Annotated in this window: 21 protein-coding genes and 1 pseudogene; 14 read left to right on the forward strand and 8 right to left on the reverse strand. The window is 55.0% G+C overall.

What is annotated here, in order from left to right:
* Positions 1-10 precede the first annotated feature (10 nt).
* From fliJ to rcsA, 10 genes and pseudogenes are all read left to right on the forward strand, one after another.
* Positions 11-454: a flagellar export protein FliJ gene (gene fliJ / locus GNG26_RS14380; RefSeq protein ID WP_103822450.1), complete on the forward strand. Its 444-nt coding sequence runs from the start codon at positions 11-13 to the stop codon at positions 452-454.
* On the forward strand, positions 451-1,650 hold the full coding sequence (gene fliK, locus GNG26_RS14385) for a flagellar hook length control protein FliK (protein WP_156239239.1): 1,200 nt from the start codon (positions 451-453) through the stop codon (positions 1,648-1,650). The genes fliJ and fliK overlap by 4 nt, the downstream gene beginning before the upstream one ends.
* A 111-nt stretch (positions 1,651-1,761) precedes the next feature.
* The gene (gene fliL, locus GNG26_RS14390) at positions 1,762-2,229 is read left to right on the forward strand and encodes a flagellar basal body-associated protein FliL (RefSeq protein WP_103180148.1); all 468 of its coding nucleotides are present in this window, start codon (positions 1,762-1,764) and stop codon (positions 2,227-2,229) included.
* 4 nt (positions 2,230-2,233) lie between these two features.
* Complete coding sequence (fliM, locus tag GNG26_RS14395) at positions 2,234-3,238, forward strand: flagellar motor switch protein FliM (protein WP_103180149.1); 1,005 nt, start codon at positions 2,234-2,236, stop codon at positions 3,236-3,238.
* A complete protein-coding gene (gene fliN, locus GNG26_RS14400; protein ID WP_103180150.1) occupies positions 3,235-3,648 on the forward strand; it encodes a flagellar motor switch protein FliN in 414 nt (137 codons plus the stop codon). The genes fliM and fliN overlap by 4 nt, the downstream gene beginning before the upstream one ends.
* A gap of 2 nt (positions 3,649-3,650) precedes the next feature.
* Positions 3,651-4,025: a flagellar biosynthetic protein FliO gene (fliO, locus tag GNG26_RS14405; RefSeq protein WP_103180151.1), complete on the forward strand. Its 375-nt coding sequence runs from the start codon at positions 3,651-3,653 to the stop codon at positions 4,023-4,025.
* Positions 4,025-4,762 carry a flagellar type III secretion system pore protein FliP gene (gene fliP, locus GNG26_RS14410; protein ID WP_103180152.1) on the forward strand — a complete coding sequence of 246 codons (738 nt, stop codon included), beginning with the start codon at positions 4,025-4,027 and terminating at the stop codon, positions 4,760-4,762. The genes fliO and fliP overlap by 1 nt, the downstream gene beginning before the upstream one ends.
* 10 nt (positions 4,763-4,772) lie before the next feature.
* A complete protein-coding gene (gene fliQ, locus GNG26_RS14415; RefSeq protein WP_032612271.1) occupies positions 4,773-5,042 on the forward strand; it encodes a flagellar biosynthesis protein FliQ in 270 nt (89 codons plus the stop codon).
* A gap of 2 nt (positions 5,043-5,044) precedes the next feature.
* Positions 5,045-5,837 (forward strand): annotated as a pseudogene (fliR, locus tag GNG26_RS14420) (flagellar biosynthetic protein FliR); the annotation flags it as partial.
* A gap of 286 nt (positions 5,838-6,123) precedes the next feature.
* Entirely contained in the window at positions 6,124-6,747 is a 624-nt protein-coding gene (gene rcsA, locus GNG26_RS14425) for a transcriptional regulator RcsA (protein ID WP_103822454.1), read from the forward strand.
* A gap of 92 nt (positions 6,748-6,839) precedes the next feature.
* Here the strand turns inward: rcsA and dsrB are convergent, their stop codons facing one another.
* Positions 6,840-7,028, reverse strand: coding sequence for a protein DsrB (dsrB, locus tag GNG26_RS22535; protein ID WP_197080098.1), 189 nt, complete (start codon positions 7,026-7,028; stop codon positions 6,840-6,842).
* Positions 7,029-7,155: 127 nt separating this feature from the next.
* On the opposite strand from dsrB, the gene yodD reads away from it, so the two are divergent.
* Together yodD and GNG26_RS14440 are read left to right on the forward strand one after the other, a co-directional pair.
* The gene (gene yodD, locus GNG26_RS14435) at positions 7,156-7,383 is read left to right on the forward strand and encodes a YodD family peroxide/acid resistance protein (RefSeq protein ID WP_103822455.1); all 228 of its coding nucleotides are present in this window, start codon (positions 7,156-7,158) and stop codon (positions 7,381-7,383) included.
* A gap of 299 nt (positions 7,384-7,682) precedes the next feature.
* Complete coding sequence (locus GNG26_RS14440; RefSeq protein ID WP_103822456.1) at positions 7,683-8,495, forward strand: mannosyl-3-phosphoglycerate phosphatase-related protein; 813 nt, start codon at positions 7,683-7,685, stop codon at positions 8,493-8,495.
* Here GNG26_RS14440 and dgcQ read toward each other — a convergent pair.
* The 3 genes from dgcQ to GNG26_RS14455 form a co-directional block, all read right to left on the reverse strand.
* Positions 8,477-10,150: a cellulose biosynthesis regulator diguanylate cyclase DgcQ gene (dgcQ, locus tag GNG26_RS14445; RefSeq protein ID WP_231604129.1), complete on the reverse strand. Its 1,674-nt coding sequence runs from the start codon at positions 10,148-10,150 to the stop codon at positions 8,477-8,479. The genes GNG26_RS14440 and dgcQ overlap by 19 nt on opposite strands.
* A 126-nt stretch (positions 10,151-10,276) precedes the next feature.
* On the reverse strand, positions 10,277-10,459 hold the full coding sequence (locus GNG26_RS14450; protein WP_103822458.1) for a YodC family protein: 183 nt from the start codon (positions 10,457-10,459) through the stop codon (positions 10,277-10,279).
* Between the two features lie 78 nt (positions 10,460-10,537).
* Positions 10,538-11,455 carry a DUF808 domain-containing protein gene (locus GNG26_RS14455; RefSeq protein ID WP_156239242.1) on the reverse strand — a complete coding sequence of 306 codons (918 nt, stop codon included), beginning with the start codon at positions 11,453-11,455 and terminating at the stop codon, positions 10,538-10,540.
* 177 nt (positions 11,456-11,632) lie between these two features.
* On the opposite strand from GNG26_RS14455, the gene yedA reads away from it, so the two are divergent.
* Complete coding sequence (gene yedA / locus GNG26_RS14460; protein ID WP_156239244.1) at positions 11,633-12,547, forward strand: drug/metabolite exporter YedA; 915 nt, start codon at positions 11,633-11,635, stop codon at positions 12,545-12,547.
* Here the strand turns inward: yedA and GNG26_RS14465 are convergent.
* Genes GNG26_RS14465 through drpB form a run of 4 tightly spaced genes read right to left on the reverse strand, consistent with a single transcriptional unit; the run spans position 12,519 to position 15,483 of the window.
* A complete protein-coding gene (locus GNG26_RS14465; RefSeq protein WP_103822461.1) occupies positions 12,519-13,010 on the reverse strand; it encodes a very short patch repair endonuclease in 492 nt (163 codons plus the stop codon). The genes yedA and GNG26_RS14465 overlap by 29 nt on opposite strands.
* Positions 12,991-14,424: a DNA cytosine methyltransferase gene (locus tag GNG26_RS14470; RefSeq protein ID WP_197080099.1), complete on the reverse strand. Its 1,434-nt coding sequence runs from the start codon at positions 14,422-14,424 to the stop codon at positions 12,991-12,993. Before GNG26_RS14470 ends, GNG26_RS14465 begins: the two co-directional genes overlap by 20 nt.
* 49 nt (positions 14,425-14,473) lie before the next feature.
* Positions 14,474-15,169 carry a phosphohydrolase gene (locus tag GNG26_RS14475; protein WP_156239246.1) on the reverse strand — a complete coding sequence of 232 codons (696 nt, stop codon included), beginning with the start codon at positions 15,167-15,169 and terminating at the stop codon, positions 14,474-14,476.
* A gap of 41 nt (positions 15,170-15,210) precedes the next feature.
* Positions 15,211-15,483, reverse strand: coding sequence for a cell division protein DrpB (gene drpB, locus GNG26_RS14480; protein WP_103822463.1), 273 nt, complete (start codon positions 15,481-15,483; stop codon positions 15,211-15,213).
* Positions 15,484-16,123: 640 nt separating this feature from the next.
* Here drpB and GNG26_RS14485 point away from each other — a divergent pair.
* Positions 16,124-17,197, forward strand: coding sequence for a porin (locus GNG26_RS14485; RefSeq protein ID WP_156239248.1), 1,074 nt, complete (start codon positions 16,124-16,126; stop codon positions 17,195-17,197).
* The last annotated feature ends 45 nt before the right edge of the window (positions 17,198-17,242 follow it).

A 17,242-nucleotide genomic window follows, 5' to 3' on the forward strand; every position in this document is an offset into this window, starting at 1 on the left:
GGCGAATGTCATGGCACAACACGGCGCATTAACCACGCTGAAAGATCTGGCCGAGAAAGACGTTGATAATGCCGCGCAGCACCTTGGGGTGATGCGTCGCGGACAGCAACAGGCGGAAGAGCAGCTGAAGATGTTGATTGACTACCAGCATGAGTATCGCACCAACCTCAATACCGATATGACACAGGGCATCGGCAGCCAGCGCTGGATCAACTACCAACAGTTCATCCAGACCCTGGAGAAAGCGATCGAACAGCATCGTCAGCAGGTGGTTCAGTGGAGCAATAAAGTCGACCTTGCGCTGACGGCCTGGCGAGAGAAAAAACAGCGTTTACAGGCCTGGCAGACACTGCAGGATCGCCAGATTGCCGCCGCAACCCTGGCGGAAAGCCGTCTCGATCAGAAAAAAATGGATGAATTTGCCCAGCGGGCAACAATGAGGACCCAGGAATGATCACCCTTCAACAACTGCTTTCGAGCGACAGCGATCTTACGGCTGGCACGCGGGGCGGAAAAGCGGCCGACGGCGCGCAGGATTTTCTTGCCCTGCTGGCGGGCGCGTTAAGCGATGCTAAAGGTCAGGGCAAAGATGTCGGCCTGACGCTGAACGATCTCCAGACATCGGGCGGCAAGTTCGCCAAAGCGGCGCTGCAAACCGGCGCCGCTGATAGCGACGTTGACGCCGATGCCGGCAAGCTTGCCGAGCTGCTGGCTCGTCAGGATCTGACGCTATCCGATGGAGATGCCAGCCAGCCGGGGCTGGCGCACGGCCTGCTGCCGGTCGCCAAAAGCGAGGTGCTGAAATCGCTGACCCAGGCCGCTAAAGAGGCTGACAGCAAAACGGAGCTCAGCGAGGAAGAGCTGGCGGGATTAAGCGCCTTAATGGCGATGCTGCCCCACCAGCAGACCGCAACCGCGGCTACGCCTCAGTCAGTGAGCGCCGGGAGTCTGGATGTGAAAGCGACGCTGAACGGCGATCGTGGTCATCAGCCAGCGCTGGATACCGATGCGCTGCGCACCGCGAAAACCGTGGCTCAGGATAAAGGTGCGGCTTTAGCTTCTGACACCCAACTGACGCCAGCCGTCGCCGCGGCAACGACCAAACAGGGCGCAGAGACCACGCCATCACCGACCGGGCCAACCGCCACGATGGGGCCGATTGTCAGCAATCTTACCTCTGCTCAGCCGACGATGGCCGCCGCACCGGTGGTCAGCGCCCAGTTGGGTAGCAATGAATGGCAGCAGACCATCAGCCAGCACATCACGCTGTTCACCCGTCAGGGTCAGCAGAGCGCCGAGCTGCGTCTGCACCCGGAAGATCTGGGCCAGGTGCAAATCACGCTTAAGCTGGATGATAACCAGGCGCAGCTGCAGATGGTATCAGGCCATAGCCACGTTCGCGCGGCGCTGGAAGCGGCGCTGCCGGTGCTGCGTACTCAGCTGGCGGAAAACGGTATTCAGCTTACGCAAAGCAGCATCAGCAGTGAAAACTTTAACGGCCAACAGCAATCCTCTTCTCAGCATCAGCAGCAGGCATCCCGCGCCGGCAATGCTGGCGGATTTGATGAAGAGAGCGATGAGCTGCTGGCAGCACCGGCCTCCCTGCAGTCTGCAGCACGTGGAAACAGTGCCGTCGATATCTTCGCCTAAACCTAAACGCCAGAGGTAGCGTGATTATCCCCGTCTTTTCGACCCTTTGACGGCGACAGGACACGGGATAATCACCACATTAGCAGTCCCGAAACAGGAAGCACGCAACAGATGACTGACTCCGCCATCACCAAAAAAAGTAAGCGTTCCATCTGGATCCCGCTGTTGGTGTTAATTACGCTCGCCGCCTGCGCCACCGCAGGTTACAGCTACTGGCGTATGAATAAAGCCCCTTCAGCCGAAGCCAAAGTGGAACCACCCCCACCGGCGGCACCTGTCTTTTTCGCGCTGGATACCTTCACCGTTAACCTGGGCGACGCCGATCATGTCTTTTATGTGGGCATTACGCTGCGTCTGAAAGACGAAGCCACGCGCGCGCGTCTGAGTGAATACCTGCCGGAAGTACGCAGCCGTCTGCTGCTGCTGTTTTCTCGTCAGGATGCCACCCAGCTCTCTACCGATGAAGGTAAGCAGAAGCTGGTGGAAGCCATTAAGCAAACGCTGGCCGCGCCTCTGATCAGCGGCCAACCTAAGCAGGAAGTCACCGACGTTCTGTATACAGCTTTCATTCTGCGGTAACGACATGGGCGACAGTATTCTTTCTCAGGCGGAAATCGATGCGCTGCTCAACGGCGACAGCGACAAAGCCGACGAACCAAAAGCGGGCCTGGCGGGCGAAAGTGATATTCGCCCCTACGATCCCAATACCCAGCGTCGCGTGGTGCGCGAGCGTCTGCAGGCGCTGGAGATCATCAACGAACGTTTTGCCCGTCAGTTCCGTATGGGGCTCTTTAACCTGCTGCGCCGTAGCCCGGATATCACCGTCGGCGCGATCCGCATTCAGCCGTATCATGAGTTCGCCCGCAACCTGCCGGTGCCGACGAACCTCAACCTGATCCATCTGAAACCGCTGCGCGGCACGGGTCTGTTCGTCTTCTCGCCAAGCCTGGTGTTTATCGCCGTGGATAACCTCTTCGGCGGCGACGGACGGTTCCCGACGAAAGTGGAAGGCCGTGAATTCACCCACACCGAACAGCGCGTCATCAACCGCATGCTGAAGCTGGCCCTTGAAGGCTATAGCGACGCATGGAAGGCGATCCACCCGCTGGACGTGGAGTATGTCCGTTCCGAGATGCAGGTGAAGTTCACCAACATCACCACCTCGCCAAACGACATCGTGGTTAACACCCCGTTCCACGTGGAGATCGGCAACCTGACCGGCGAGTTTAATATCTGCCTGCCGTTCAGCATGATTGAGCCGCTGCGCGAAGTGCTGGTGAACCCGCCGCTGGAAAACTCCCGCCATGAAGATCAGAACTGGCGTGAGAACCTGGTGCGCCAGGTTCAGCACTCCCAGTTAGAACTGGTGGCCAATTTTGCCGACGTGCCGCTGCGTTTGTCGCAGATCTTAAAATTAAAACCCGGCGATGTTCTGCCGATAGAAAAACCCGACCGCATCATTGCGCATGTGGATGGCGTGCCCGTGCTGACCAGCCAGTATGGCACCGTGAATAATCAGTACGCGTTACGCGTTGAGCACCTGATCAACCCGATTTTGAATTCTCTGAATGAGGAACAGCCCAAATGAGTGATATGAACAATCCGTCCGATGACAACACCGGAGCACTGGACGATCTGTGGGCTGAGGCGTTAAACGAACAAAAAGCACCGGCCAGCAAAAGCGTTGCCGACTCGGTATTCCAGCAGCTGGGCGGCGGCGACGTCAGCGGTACGCTGCAGGATATCGATCTGATTATGGATATCCCGGTCAAGCTGACCGTGGAGCTGGGCCGTACCCGCATGACCATCAAAGAGCTGCTGCGCCTGACGCAGGGTTCCGTCGTGGCGCTGGATGGCCTGGCCGGTGAGCCGCTGGATATTCTGATCAACGGCTACCTGATCGCCCAAGGTGAAGTTGTGGTTGTCGCCGATAAGTACGGCGTGCGTATCACCGACATCATTACCCCGTCTGAACGTATGCGTCGTCTGAGCCGTTAAGCATGAAGACCCAGGCAGTCGTCTCTCAGCCCTCTGCGGTGCCAGGTTCGCCGCTGCTTCAGGTCAGCGGCGCGCTGCTGGGTATTATTGCCTTTATTCTCGTTGCCGCCTGGCTGGCTAAACGCGTGGGACTGGCGGGCAAAACCGCCGGTGCCCGCGGGCTGAAGCTGGCTGCCAGCACCTCGCTGGGCCCGCGTGAGCGCGTGGTGATCGTAGAAGTGGAAGACGCCCGCCTGGTGCTGGGTGTGACCGCCTCGAATATTAATATTCTGCATAAATTGCCGCCTGCGCCGGTCTCTGAGGAGAGTCGCACAGAGGTTCCACAGGATTTTCAGTCCGTGATGAAGAGTTTGCTTAAGCGTTCCGGGAGATCGTGATGCGCCGTTTGTTATCCCTTACGCTTGCCGGGGTTGGCCTGTTCGCTCCCGCCGTGTATGCCCAGCTGCCAGGCCTTATCTCCACGCCAATGGCCAATGGCGGTCAGAGCTGGTCTCTGCCGGTTCAGACGCTGGTGTTTATCACCTCGCTGACCTTTATCCCGGCGATTCTGCTGATGATGACCAGCTTCACCCGCATCATCATCGTCTTCGGTCTGCTGCGAAACGCCCTGGGTACCCCCTCCGCGCCGCCTAACCAGGTACTGCTCGGTCTCTCCCTGTTTTTGACCTTTTTCATTATGTCGCCGGTGATCGACAAGATTTATACCGACGCCTATCAGCCATTCAGCGAAGAGAAGATCTCCATGCAGGAGGCGCTGGAAAAAGGGGCGCAACCGCTGCGGGAATTTATGCTGCGTCAGACCCGCGAAGCCGACCTGGCGCTGTTTGCCCGTCTGGCGAACGCCGGGCCGATCCAAGGGCCGGAGGCGGTGCCGATGCGCATTCTGCTGCCCGCTTACGTTACCAGCGAGCTGAAAACCGCCTTCCAGATTGGTTTTACGATCTTCATTCCGTTTTTGATTATCGATCTGGTGATCGCCAGCGTCCTGATGGCGCTGGGGATGATGATGGTGCCGCCTGCAACCATCGCCCTGCCCTTCAAGCTGATGCTCTTTGTCCTGGTGGACGGCTGGCAGCTGCTGGTGGGGTCGCTGGCACAAAGTTTCTACAGTTAAGGAGCGCCCGGTGACGCCAGAATCGGTCATGATGATGGGCACGGAAGCGATGAAAGTCGCCATCTCCGTTGCCGCTCCCCTGCTGCTGGTGGCGCTGGTCACCGGTCTGATTATCAGTATCCTGCAGGCCGCCACGCAGATTAACGAGATGACGCTGTCGTTTATCCCGAAAATCATCGCCGTGTTTGTGGCGATCATTATCGCCGGGCCGTGGATGCTGAACCTGCTGCTGGATTACATGCGCAATCTGTTCACCAACCTGCCCTATATCATCGGCTAGGCATGCTGCAGGTTACCAGCATCCAATGGCTTGAGTGGCTCGGCCTCTACTTCTGGCCGCTCCTGCGTATTCTGGCGCTGATCTCCACCGCGCCGATCCTGAGCGAGCGGGCGATCCCCAAGCGGGTCAAGATTGGCCTGGCTATTCTTATCACTATCATCGTGGCCCCGACGCTGCCGCCGGTAAATGTCCCGATTTTCTCCGCGCCAGCGCTGTGGGTCGCGCTCCAGCAGATCCTGATTGGCGTTGCCATTGGCTTTACGATGCAGTTTGCCTTTGCCGCCGTGCGTACCGCCGGGGAGCTGATTGGCCTGCAGATGGGTCTCTCCTTCGCCACCTTCTTTGACCCGGGCAGCCGGCTGAACATGCCGATCATCGCCCGAATCATCGACCTGCTGGCGATGCTGCTGTTTATGGCCTTTGACGGGCATCTGTGGCTGATTTCGATGCTGGTGGATACTTTCCACACCCTGCCGATTGGCGGTGAGCCGGTAAACAGCAACGCCTTTATGGCCCTGACCCGCGCGGCCGGGCTGATTTTCCTCAACGGGCTGATGCTGGCGCTGCCGCTGATTACCCTGCTCCTGATCGTTAACCTGGCGTTGGGTTTACTCAACCGTATGGCGCCGCAGTTGTCGGTGTTTGTCATTGGTTTCCCAATCACCCTTACCATTGGCCTTCTGCTTATCGGCCTCTTAATGCCGCTTATTGCGCCATTCTGCGAACATTTATTCAGTGAAATATTTAATCTGCTGGCCAATATTGTGCGCGAACTTTCTGTGAAGTAATAACCCCTGTTTTTTATATTGTCTTTCTGAGGATATTCCTAAAAAAGAAAACGAGAAACATCTGCCAGGATATATCTGGAGCGGGTTTAATGCTTTTATACTCCTCACATTATTCAACATTTACTTTACTTTAAGATGTTTCCTGGCAAATTATACGTAACTTTACGGGATAGTGAGTTTGCCTGAAAGTCCATGTAATGCTCACAGGTAATTTATTTTTCCATCCCGTTTGGCTGTTATAGAGCTCTCAGGCAGGTGGTTAATTATCGTTATGCATTGAGTGAGGGTATGCCATGTCAACGATCATTATGGATTTATGCAGTTACACCCGGCTAGGGTTAACCGGGTATCTGGCCAGCAGAGGAGTAAAGAAAAAAGAGATCAACGACGTACATACGGTAGACGAGCTTGCCGCCGCATGTGACACCTTTACGCCAGGTGTGGTGTTTATTAATGAGGACTGTTTCATTCACGATCCCGCCAACAGTCAGCAAATAAAGCAGATCATTAATCAGCATCCCGGCACCCTGTTTATTGTTTTTATGGCTATAGCCAATATCCATTTCGATGAATATTTGCGGGTGCGTCAGAATCTTCTGATTAGTTCGAAATCTATTAAACCGGAATCGCTGGATGAACTGATCGGGGATTATTTAAACAAAGAGATAAAGAGTGTAGCCGAATTTAATTTTCCCACTTTATCATTAAGCCGAACTGAATCCAGCATGCTACGAATGTGGATGGCCGGACAAGGAACGATCCAGATTTCAGACCAGATGAATATCAAGGCGAAAACCGTATCGTCACATAAAGGAAATATTAAAAGGAAGATAAAAACGCATAATAAGCAAGTGATCTATCATGTCGTTCGTCTGACCGACAATGTGACCAACGGAATTTACGTTAATCTGCGTTAACCCCTTCCCTTTTTTGCTACGCAATCCGATCTCTGGCTATGCCAGAGATTTTTCATTTCGGCCGCGCCAGCTCGCACCAGCCGACACGCATGTTACTCCACGCTCTCAACGAAAATGCCGTCAGGATGGCCGTACTCGTTAAAGAACCAGATCCCGAGCGGGTAGTCTTCCAGCGAGACCAGATACATCGTGCCTTCATTAAACTGCTCAACTGCCAGTACTACCCCCGGGCGACGCGGCCCGCCGTCGGTTTTGACTGTAACCCGATCGTTGACGTTCATAAAATCCTCCTCTGGTTTTGAGCCAGTGTAGAACAAAACGTGAAAACTGGCAGCGTGCTGCTGCGCGTTTGCCGCTTTTATCGGCGGTCTATACTTAAAGCTGTAAAGGGTAAACGAGGAGTACGCAATGAAGACCGAAAAAGAGTACAGCGAAACGGCTAAACGGGAAGTGAATGTTGATGTGGATGCCTTGCTCGCCGCGATCAATGAAATCAGCGAGAGCGAAGTACAGCGCATAGAGGATGACCCTACCCGGGTACGGGTTAACGACCGGGATTACCACACCTGGCGCGAACTGGCGGAGGCCTTTGAGCTGGATATCCATGATTTCAGCGTAACGGAAGTAAATCGCTGAGGCGAAAAAAATCCCGGTCATGGGGTGACCGGGATGAAGCTTGCGTATGCAAGAAGCACTTGTAAATTCGTTACACCAGGAAATCTGATGTCGGGTAAACATTATCTGCAAATTTTTTGCAAGACAAGGAAATATTCTTCACATCTATAGTCGCCAGCTGAAATTAAAATATTGGTTATGGTTCCCCAACTGGCGTGGGCCGCGGGGCGCGCGGGATCGGTTCCATAAGAACATCGTTTTACAGGTCTGGCTTTTAAGAAAAATCCTATCATGGACCTTTATCTGTTACGGGAGATGCTATGCCTTCACTTGATGACCCGTTGCTCATCTACAGCGATCTGGACGGCACATTGCTGGACATTCACACCTATGACTGGCAGCCCGCACTTGGCTGGCTGGAGATCTTACAGGACCATCAGATCCCGGTGATTCTTTGCAGCAGCAAAACCGCGGCGGAGATGCTGGAGATCCAGAGCGATCTGGGGCTGGAGGGGCTGCCCTTTATTGCCGAAAACGGCGCGGTAATCCAGCTGGATGTCCGCTGGGATGACCATCCCAACGCCCCACGGTTAATCAATGGCGCTTCCCATGCCGATATCGTTAACATCCTCAATCAGCTCCGCACCCGGGAAGGTTATAAATTCACCACTTTTGATGACGTGGACGAGCGGGTCATTGGCGAGTGGACCGGGCTTAATAATGCGCGCGCGGGGCTGGCGAAACTGCATGAAGCCTCGGTAACGCTCATCTGGCGCGACAGCGATGAGAGAATGGTCGCGTTTGAGGAGGCGCTGGCCGGGCTGGGGCTAAAATTTGTTCAGGGCGCGCGGTTCTGGCACGTTCTGGATGAGCGCGGCGGCAAAGATCAGGCGATTAACTGGCTCAACGAGCAGTACCTGGATCGCGAAGGCGCGCTTCCCACTACCCTCGGCCTGGGTGACGGGCCAAACGACGCCCCGCTGCTGGATAGCGTCGATTTTGCGGTGGTAGTTAAAGGTATTAATCGCCAGGGTATCACGCTCAAAAACGACGACCCGGCGCGGGTCTACCATACTCACCAGCCTGGACCTGCAGGCTGGCGTGAAGCGCTGGATCACTTCTTCTCATCCTGACCCACAACCTGATTGCGTCCTCGCTGCTTCGCCTGGTAAAGCCGGGCGTCGGCGATGGACTGCAGCTGTTCAAAATCGTAATGGCCGTTTTCCTGCGCACTGCTGACGCCAATCGACACGCTAACCCGCGTCGTCTGGCTCTTTTTCACCAGGATCTCCCGGCGATTGATGCGCTCGCGGATCCGCTCGGCAATCGCCATCGCCTGCTCCGGCCCGGTGTCCGGTAACACAACGCAGAACTCTTCTCCCCCGATCCGCCCGGCAACGTCTGTCTCCCGTATCGTACGGGTGATCAATCCGGCCGTATGCGTCAGCACTTTATCCCCCGCCTGGTGACCAAATCTGTCGTTAATCCGTTTGAAATGGTCAAGGTCCATCTGCATTACCGAGTAAGGCTGCTTTTGCTGTTCACACCGCTTCGCCAGCGCTTTAGCCCGCTCAAAGAGCGCGCCACGGTTATTTATACGGGTCAGCGGATCGTGCCAGGCCTGCCACTGCAGCGAGTGTTGCAGGCGGTACATATTGCTGACCATCCGGCGGATGACAAACCACGAGCCAACCAGCATGGCGGTGAAGAGCAGCCACAGCAGCGCCAGCGCGATAGTAATGCTGCCGAAATCGCCATTCGCCCCTTCTCTCAGGGTGTGGATGCGCAGCACAAGACCATTAAAATGATCCAGATGATGCCAGTTGACGTAGCGGCTCCCCAGACGGATATCCCCTTCGGTATCCTTTTCCAGAGCAGCGGCAATTTGCGCCCGCTCGCGCTCGTCGAAATGGTTCACGTTGTCAGCAACACTCTCCGACGTGGCAAGCAGGTTAAAGCCTTTATCATAGAGCTGGAACTCTCCTTCACCGTTGCCGTCTACCGCATCCTGCAGCAGTTTATTCAGCCCGGGGAGGGTAAAATCTAACGCCAGCGCGCCGTACCAGTAGTGTTGATAATCGACCGGCACGCTGACGGTAACGGTGCGTTCGTCCGCATCATGGGTAAACCAGCGAACGCTGCGGGTCCGGTTCTCACGCTCCGATTGCCCGGTGTACCAGGGGCTGGTCACCAGCTGATAGTAGCGGGATACCACATCCGCGGCCCAGTCGGCGGGATCGGTCGAGACGTAAAACCCGGCGCGGGAGACATAGACCACGCGCTTCGCGTGTGCCGCTGGAGAATTAATACGCAGCAAATAGCCCATTTCAAAGGTGGCGCTCAACTCCTTTGCGAGCCGCTCCTCGTCGCGTCTCAGGCTGGTGGTTTGCTCCACAAAGGCATCAGACACGCCGTTTATGGGTAAGGTGCGCCGCGCGTCGAAGGTCAGCTGCCAGAACGTTTGTTCCTGCAGATCTTTAAAATGGGCGACGGAATTACGCAACAGCGTCGAGGCGAGAGGGGCTTCCAGAGCATCGTCCATGCCGTTGCGAAAGAACAGCAGCTTTTCCACGCTGAACTCAAGCTGACGATCCAGTGAATTGGCCACCGTCTCCAGATGGTTTTTCTGGCTGGCGGCGTACGCATCCTCCAGCACCACGGCTTCACGCCATGTCAACAGCGTGGAGAAGATAAGGACGACAATAAAGCAGATGTTAACAACCCGGCCCGGATGAAAGCGATGTTGTGCCGTAAAAGCCTCTTTTCCTGAAACAATGTCGTGCTTCACACACACTCCGCGAAAGCCACCTTTGCCATCCGTATGACGTCAAAGCCTGACTGATTTTGCTATGTTACTGCTGTTGGCGCGATTATAAGCTACAAAAACGCCCGGCAATGCCGGGCGTAGCGTGACTTAAGCCTTGTCCTGTCGCCGGGTGCCATCACCATGCTGAAGCTCATCTTCACGAAACGCTTCCTGCTTGATGCCGTAACCGTCGTACCAGCGACACTCTACCATTCCGCTTGCATAGCCGGTGACGACCATACTTGGACCGCCATTTTTAGGCTTAACTTCATCGCTGACCAGAAAGACCATAACCGCCTCCTTTATCAGTGTGAAACTGTATCAATTTAGACGAGGAATAGCAGTTACGCCTGGTATAGCTGCAACTTATTAATGCGAGCGGCCTCGCATTTTTTCCACAACTTTTACCACTCCGACAACGATGAGGCCAATGATAAAGCCGAGAACCAGATTGAGTAATGTCGGTAAAATGGCTGCGATAACAGCCCCTTGCGCCTCAGCGAAGTGCTCAATGGCATGATGTAGCGGCGCAATACCGTGCACCACAATCCCGCCGCCGACCAGGAACATCGCCAGGGTGCCAATCACCGACAATGACTTCATCAGCCAGGGCGCTATCACCAGCAGCGCTTTGCCGCTCGTCTTCGCCAGCGCATTGCCCTTTTCGTTCAGCCAGTAGCCGATATCGTCCAGTTTGACAATAAGCCCTACCAGACCGTAAACCCCAATGGTCACCAGAACGGCGATCCCGGAGAGCACCAGCACCTGATTCAGCAGCGGCGCATCCGCCACTATACCCAGGGTGATGGCGACAATTTCCGCCGACAGAATAAAGTCGGTGCGGATAGCCCCCTTTACCTTATCGCGCTCAAACGCAACGGGATCCTTTGCAGCCAGCGCTTCCAGGCGTTGCTGCCGCGCGGCCGGGGACTCCTTCTCCTTATCTTTACGCGATTCGATAGAGTGAAGGATTTTCTCTGCCCCTTCAAAACAGAGAAACGCCCCGCCGATCATCAGCAGCGGCGTAATGGCCCACGGGATAAAGGCGCTGATCAGCAGCGCCAGCGGCACGAGGATCACTTTATTGAGTAACGATCCCTTCGCCACGGCCCAGACCACGGGCAGTTCCCGGTTGGCACGCACGCCCGTCACCTGCTGAGCGTTTAACGACAAATCGTCACCCAGCACGCCTGCGGTCTTTTTCGCCGCCAGTTTTCCCATCAGTGAAATATCGTCCAGCAGCGTGGCGATATCATCCAGCAGTGTTAATAAGCTACTTCCCGCCAAAATAAGGTTCCTTCTTTATGTTAATTACCACAACAGTATGGAGTAAAACCGCCAACCTCGAAACCACCCCGTATATGTCAACAAATTCTTCACATCATCGACACAATTAAAGGACTCGCCAGCGTGATAGTTTTCACGTTAACTATATGCCACCTTTTTAATACGCCGTGAGGGAGTATGCGTTTCAGGCAAGTCTTACCATTAGCGGGCGCCCTGTTTGCGCTCTATATCATCTGGGGTTCTACCTATTTCGTCATCCGCATTGGGGTGGAAAGCTGGCCGCCCCTGTTGATGGCGGGGGTGCGTTTCCTCTCTGCGGGGGCGCTGCTGCTGGCGTTTCTTCTCCTGCGCGGCCATAAACTGCCGCCGCTGCGTCCGTTGCTCAATGCCGCCCTGATTGGCATCCTGTTGTTGGCGGTGGGTAATGGCTTTGTCACCGTCGCCGAGCATCAGAATGTGCCGTCCGGTATCGCCGCGGTGGTGGTAGCCACCGTTCCGCTGTTCACCCTCTGCTTCAGCCGTCTTTTTGGCATCAAAACGCGCAAGCTGGAGTGGCTGGGGATCGCCATCGGGATGGCGGGCATTATTCTGCTCAACAGCGGCGGTAACCTCAGCGGCAATCCCTGGGGAGCGGTGTTGATCCTGATTGGCTCGATGAGCTGGGCGTTTGGTTCGGTCTACGGCTCGCGTATTGAACTGCCCTCCGGGATGATGGCCGGCGCCATTGAGATGGTTACCGCCGGGATCGTGCTGCTGGCGGCATCCCTGCTGTCGGGGGAGAAAATGACCGCCCTGCCCGACCTCTCAGGGTGGCTGGCGGTGGGCTATCTGGCGATTTTCGGCTCGGTGATCGCGATTAACGCCTATATGTTTCTGATCCGCAATGTCTCACCGGCGGTCGCCACCAGCTATGCCTATGTGAATCCGGTGGTGGCCGTCCTGTTGGGTACGGGTCTTGGCGGGGAATCGCTCTCGGCGATAGAGTGGCTGGCGCTGGGGATTATTATTATGGCGGTGGTGCTGGTGACGCTCGGCAAGTACCTGCTGCCAGCAAAACCGGTGGTTACCTCGTGTCAGGCGGAGAAACCGTAAGCGGGCGAATGCCCTGCGTGTCGATCTGCGCGGTGTTACCGCCGCTGCAGATCCACTCTTCCAGCCGCTCGGTGAGCGCCCTGTCATCGAGCTTCATTCTGCCGCGCAGTGCGCACTCCCACACCACCAGGACCCGCCAGCCCTGCTCCTGCAACAGGGTGATATCCCGCGCGTCGCGCACGACGTTTTTACCAATTTTGTCCAGCCAGAAATCGGTGCGGGTCGCCGGGACTTTAAACAGATAGCAGTCGTGACGATGCCAGAAACAGCCGTGGGTAAAGATCACACACGTATGGCTGTCGATGACAAAATCAGGCCGTCCGGCAAGGGCGGCATCCTGCACGCGAAACTCAAAACCGACCTCCGTAAGCAGGCCGGCCAGCCGTTTTTCGATAGCCGTATCCCGCGTGCCGATGGCGCGCATATTTTTACTGCGGGTGGCCTTATTGTGAACGTCCGCCATTCGCGGCCTCAGCCTTGCGTTTCTCAACTGCCTGCAAAATGCGCGGCTCCAGCAACCGGGCGACGGCTGCAAAAGCTGGCACGACCACCGAATTACCAAACTGGCGATAGGCCTGGGTATCCGATACCGGAATGCGGAAGCCGTAGCCCTGCGGGGTTTCAAATCCCATCAGTCGCGCGCACTCCCGCGGCGTCAAACGGCGCGGACGGTGGCGCTGGTTTTCGGCATCATCGAAATCGCGCTCGCCAAGGGCTTTATCCCAGCCACGGTCAATCAGGATCTCGGCGCCATCTTTGTAATAGCGTGCCGACAGCGTGCGGGCGACGCTGTGCGGGTTAGTGGGATCGACCATCCCAAAACCAAAACCGTTGCCCTTCGCCTGATGCTTTTTGGCATAGCGATACAGGTACTTCCACAGCACCGGGGTGAGAATGAATTTGGCGTCCACCACGGGCTCAAGCAGATCGGCAATGGTCGGGCGACGGGTCGGCCACAGCCCCGGGAGATCCCGCAGCGTAAAATTACCGCGCAGGTTGAGATCGCGACGAAAGCCCACCAGTACTATGCGCTCGCGGTGCTGCGGCAGAAAATATTTACCGTCAACGATCTTAGGATCGTCCGGACCGCTGTCAGCGGCATCTGCCACGTCATACCCCAGCTCATCCAGGGTCTGCATGATGATGCGGAACGTTTTGCCCCCGTCGTGGCTCTTCAGGTTTTTGACATTTTCGAGGACGAAGATGGCCGGGCGCCGGGCATCGATAATGCGCGCCACATCGAAGAAGAGCGTTCCCTGGGTATCACAGGCAAAACCGTGCGCGCGGCCCAGCGCGTTCTTTTTCGATACCCCCGCCAGAGAAAACGGCTGGCACGGGAAGCCCGCGAGCAGCACGTCATGGGCGGGAATGTTGTCACGAATGTGCTGCGCCGCCTCTTCGTCCGTCACACCGGTCTGGTTGCTAAGCGTCACTTCACGAATATCTTCATTGAACTGATGCGTGTCAGGATCGCAATACCAGTTGGCTTTATAGGTACGCACCGCGTGTTTGTTCCATTCGCTGGTAAACACGCACTGTCCGCCAATCGCCTCAAAGCCGTGGCGAATACCGCCGATACCGGCGAAGAGATCGACAAAGCGGAAAGCATAGTGAGGATGACAGGCGGGCGGACGAGGCAGCAGGTTTCGCAACACGCTATATTCGCCGTCGCTGAGACGCCGCCCTGCCCGCTCACTGGTCACCAGCCGTTTAATGATTGCCGGGCTCCAGTGACTCTCGCCCTGAGCATTCAGCAGATGTGCCAGCGTTCTGGCATCGTAAATTTCCAGCAGCTGGCACAATAACGCCTGAACTGACGCCGTTGATTTTTCTGCCAGCAAAAGCGCGGACTCCATCACTGATACATTTTCCTGCATACATTTAACCGGGCCAAAAGGGGTTAACAGAGAGTAACACAGAAAGACTTTACAGACTTTCCCGGAAACGCTGTAACACCGCACCGTCGGTGCCTTCGTAATCACCGCGTAGTTCGGCACTCAGCCGGGCCATAAACTGAATTAAAAAGTCAGCGCTCTGGCGCGCCAGCGCACGCCCGGCGGCGGTTTGCATCGTCTGCGGCAGGCGCAGCAATTTGGTCTGAAAATGGTCAAGCGCAAAGGCGCGGTCGTTCAGCTCGCGCTCATCGGCAAAGGGATCTACCGGGTCGAAGAGAGGCACACCCAGTGCGCCAGAGACGGCAAACACACGTGCCAGGCCAATCGCACCCAAGGCTTCCAGCCTGTCAGCATCCTGCACGATTTTCGCTTCCTGCGTGCGCGGCGCAATGCCGGCACTGAAGCTGTGCGCTTCGATAGCATGGTGAACGGCGGCGTAATGCGCGGCAGGAAAATCGGCAAAGTCTTCACACAGGATGGCGATCGTTTTGTCCGCTGCCAGCTGCGACGAGCGGCCTCGCTGCGGATGATTTTTCGGCAGGCTGACAATATCGTGAAAATAACAGGCGGCCAGGATCGTCAGCGCATCGACCGGCTGGTCTGTCATGAGGCGTTTTGCGGTGTTCCAGACACGACGGAAATGGGAGATATCATGGGCAGTATCATCGCTGGCGTGATGCGCCGTCAGCCAGTTTTCAAAACGTTGCTGCCACTGCACAAGTTCCATAGCGCTTTCCATAAAGTGAAAAGCTGTACAATAGCAATTCTTTACCGATCTGACATTTCACGCGGCCGGGTATACCAGGCAATGCTACCGAGGATCGCCCCCACAACACTCAGCACCAGAAAGCCGCACAGGCCTCCCAGCCACTTGCCGGCTGTTGAGCCGGGATCGCATTGAATCATCGAACCTGATACCGAACTGACTTTACTGACGACCCACACATAGCGCGCCATCGCCCAGAGGAAGTAGCCGCAAAAGGCATAAAAGACCCACAGGGCAAGTTTGCCTCCCAGGCTGCGAACGTTTTTCTTTGCCATGTTGTCCTCTCAGCGCAGCAAGACCACTACATTCACACCAATAATATAAAATGTGAAATAAATCACATTTTTCTATCTAATGCACTCTCCTGCGCAGATTTTATGCTGTTAATTTGCGTTAAGTTGATCTTACGCAATTTTTAAGCGTGCCTGTTTATTGCGCTGCTTCGCTTATGCGCGAATGAGAGGAAGCAGGAAAGCAATTATATTGCGCTATTTTTTCACTCTCTTTATCCAGATAAACCTGTTTTCTCACGCTTATAATTGTGCAATGATAACGACGTTATGAGCTTTTTTGTCGTTTCATGATTAAACACCCTTAAATTACCCTTATCTTAGCCCGATAATATTATCGGGCTTTTTTTATTCTCTTCTCTCCTTCGCGCAAACATAAATCAACCAAATAAATTTATACAACCAATAACTGATTGATATAAATATCAATAATCATCGCCTATATTTATTTAAAATTAATAAAATAAACATATAAAGACATTTATATTAATATTTTGAAATAATCTAAATAATTTAGTTACATTTATTTTTAAACAGCAAAAACCCGCCCTGAAATAGTATTACCTCTGTAACCCGGAGGGGATTACGTATATTCATGAAGAAAATACATACAAAGGAATATATAATGAAAAGAAAAGTTCTGGAAGTTCTTGTCCCTGTTTTATTATGCGCTGGCGCGGCTAATGCGGCAGAGATCTACAACAAGGACGGCAATAAATTCGACCTGTACGGAAAAATGGTCGGCGAGCGTATCTGGGACAAGACCGATGATAGCAACAGCGAGAATGCCGATACCTCCTATGCCCGTTTCGGTATCAAAGGCGAAACGCAGATTAGCAACCAGCTGACCGGTTACGGCCAGTTTGAATACAACCTGAACGCCAGCACCCCGGAAGGCGAGCAGGATGAGAGCACCCGTCTGGCGTTCGCTGGCCTGAAATTCGGTGACTATGGTTCGTTCGACTATGGCCGTAACTACGGCGTAGCGTACGATGCAGGTGCGTACACCGATATGCTGGTGGAATGGGGCGGTGACTCCTGGGTTCACACCGATAACTTTATGACTCAGCGTACCACCGGCGTGGCGACCTATCGCAACACCGACTTCTTCGGCGCCGTTGAGGGTCTGGATTTTGCCCTGCAGTACCAGGGTAAAAACAACGATCGTGATATGAAAAAAGCCAACGGTGACGGCTACAGCACTTCACTGGCCTACAACTTCGATGGCTTCGGCTTCGTAGGTGTATACGGTAAGTCTGACCGTACCAACAGGCAGGCTGCTGACGGCTACGGCGATACCGCAGAAATCTGGTCACTGGCAGCGAAGTATGATGCTAACAACCTCTATGCTGCGGTGATGTACGGTGAAACCCGTAACATGACCTGGGCGGGAGATGCCGGTTTCGCTAACAAAACCCGCAACGTCGAAGCCGTGGTGCAGTACCAGTTCGATTTCGGCCTGCGTCCTTCTCTGGGCTACGTCTACTCCCAGGGCAAAGACCTGTATGCACGTAACGGTCATGGCGGCGTAGATGCCGATCTGGTGAACTATGTTGAACTGGGTACCTGGTACTACTTCAACAAAAACATGAACGTTTATACTGCGTACAAATTCAACCTGCTGGATGAAGATGAAGCAGGCATTACTGGCGCACATGCTGACGACCAGTTCGCACTGGGTATCGTTTACCAGTTCTGATTGAGATCGCCAAACGCTCTTAAGCCCGCTGCAAAGCGGGCTTTT

The sequence above is a fragment of the Leclercia sp. J807 genome (assembly GCF_009734465.1).
GTDB lineage: Bacteria > Pseudomonadota > Gammaproteobacteria > Enterobacterales > Enterobacteriaceae > Enterobacter.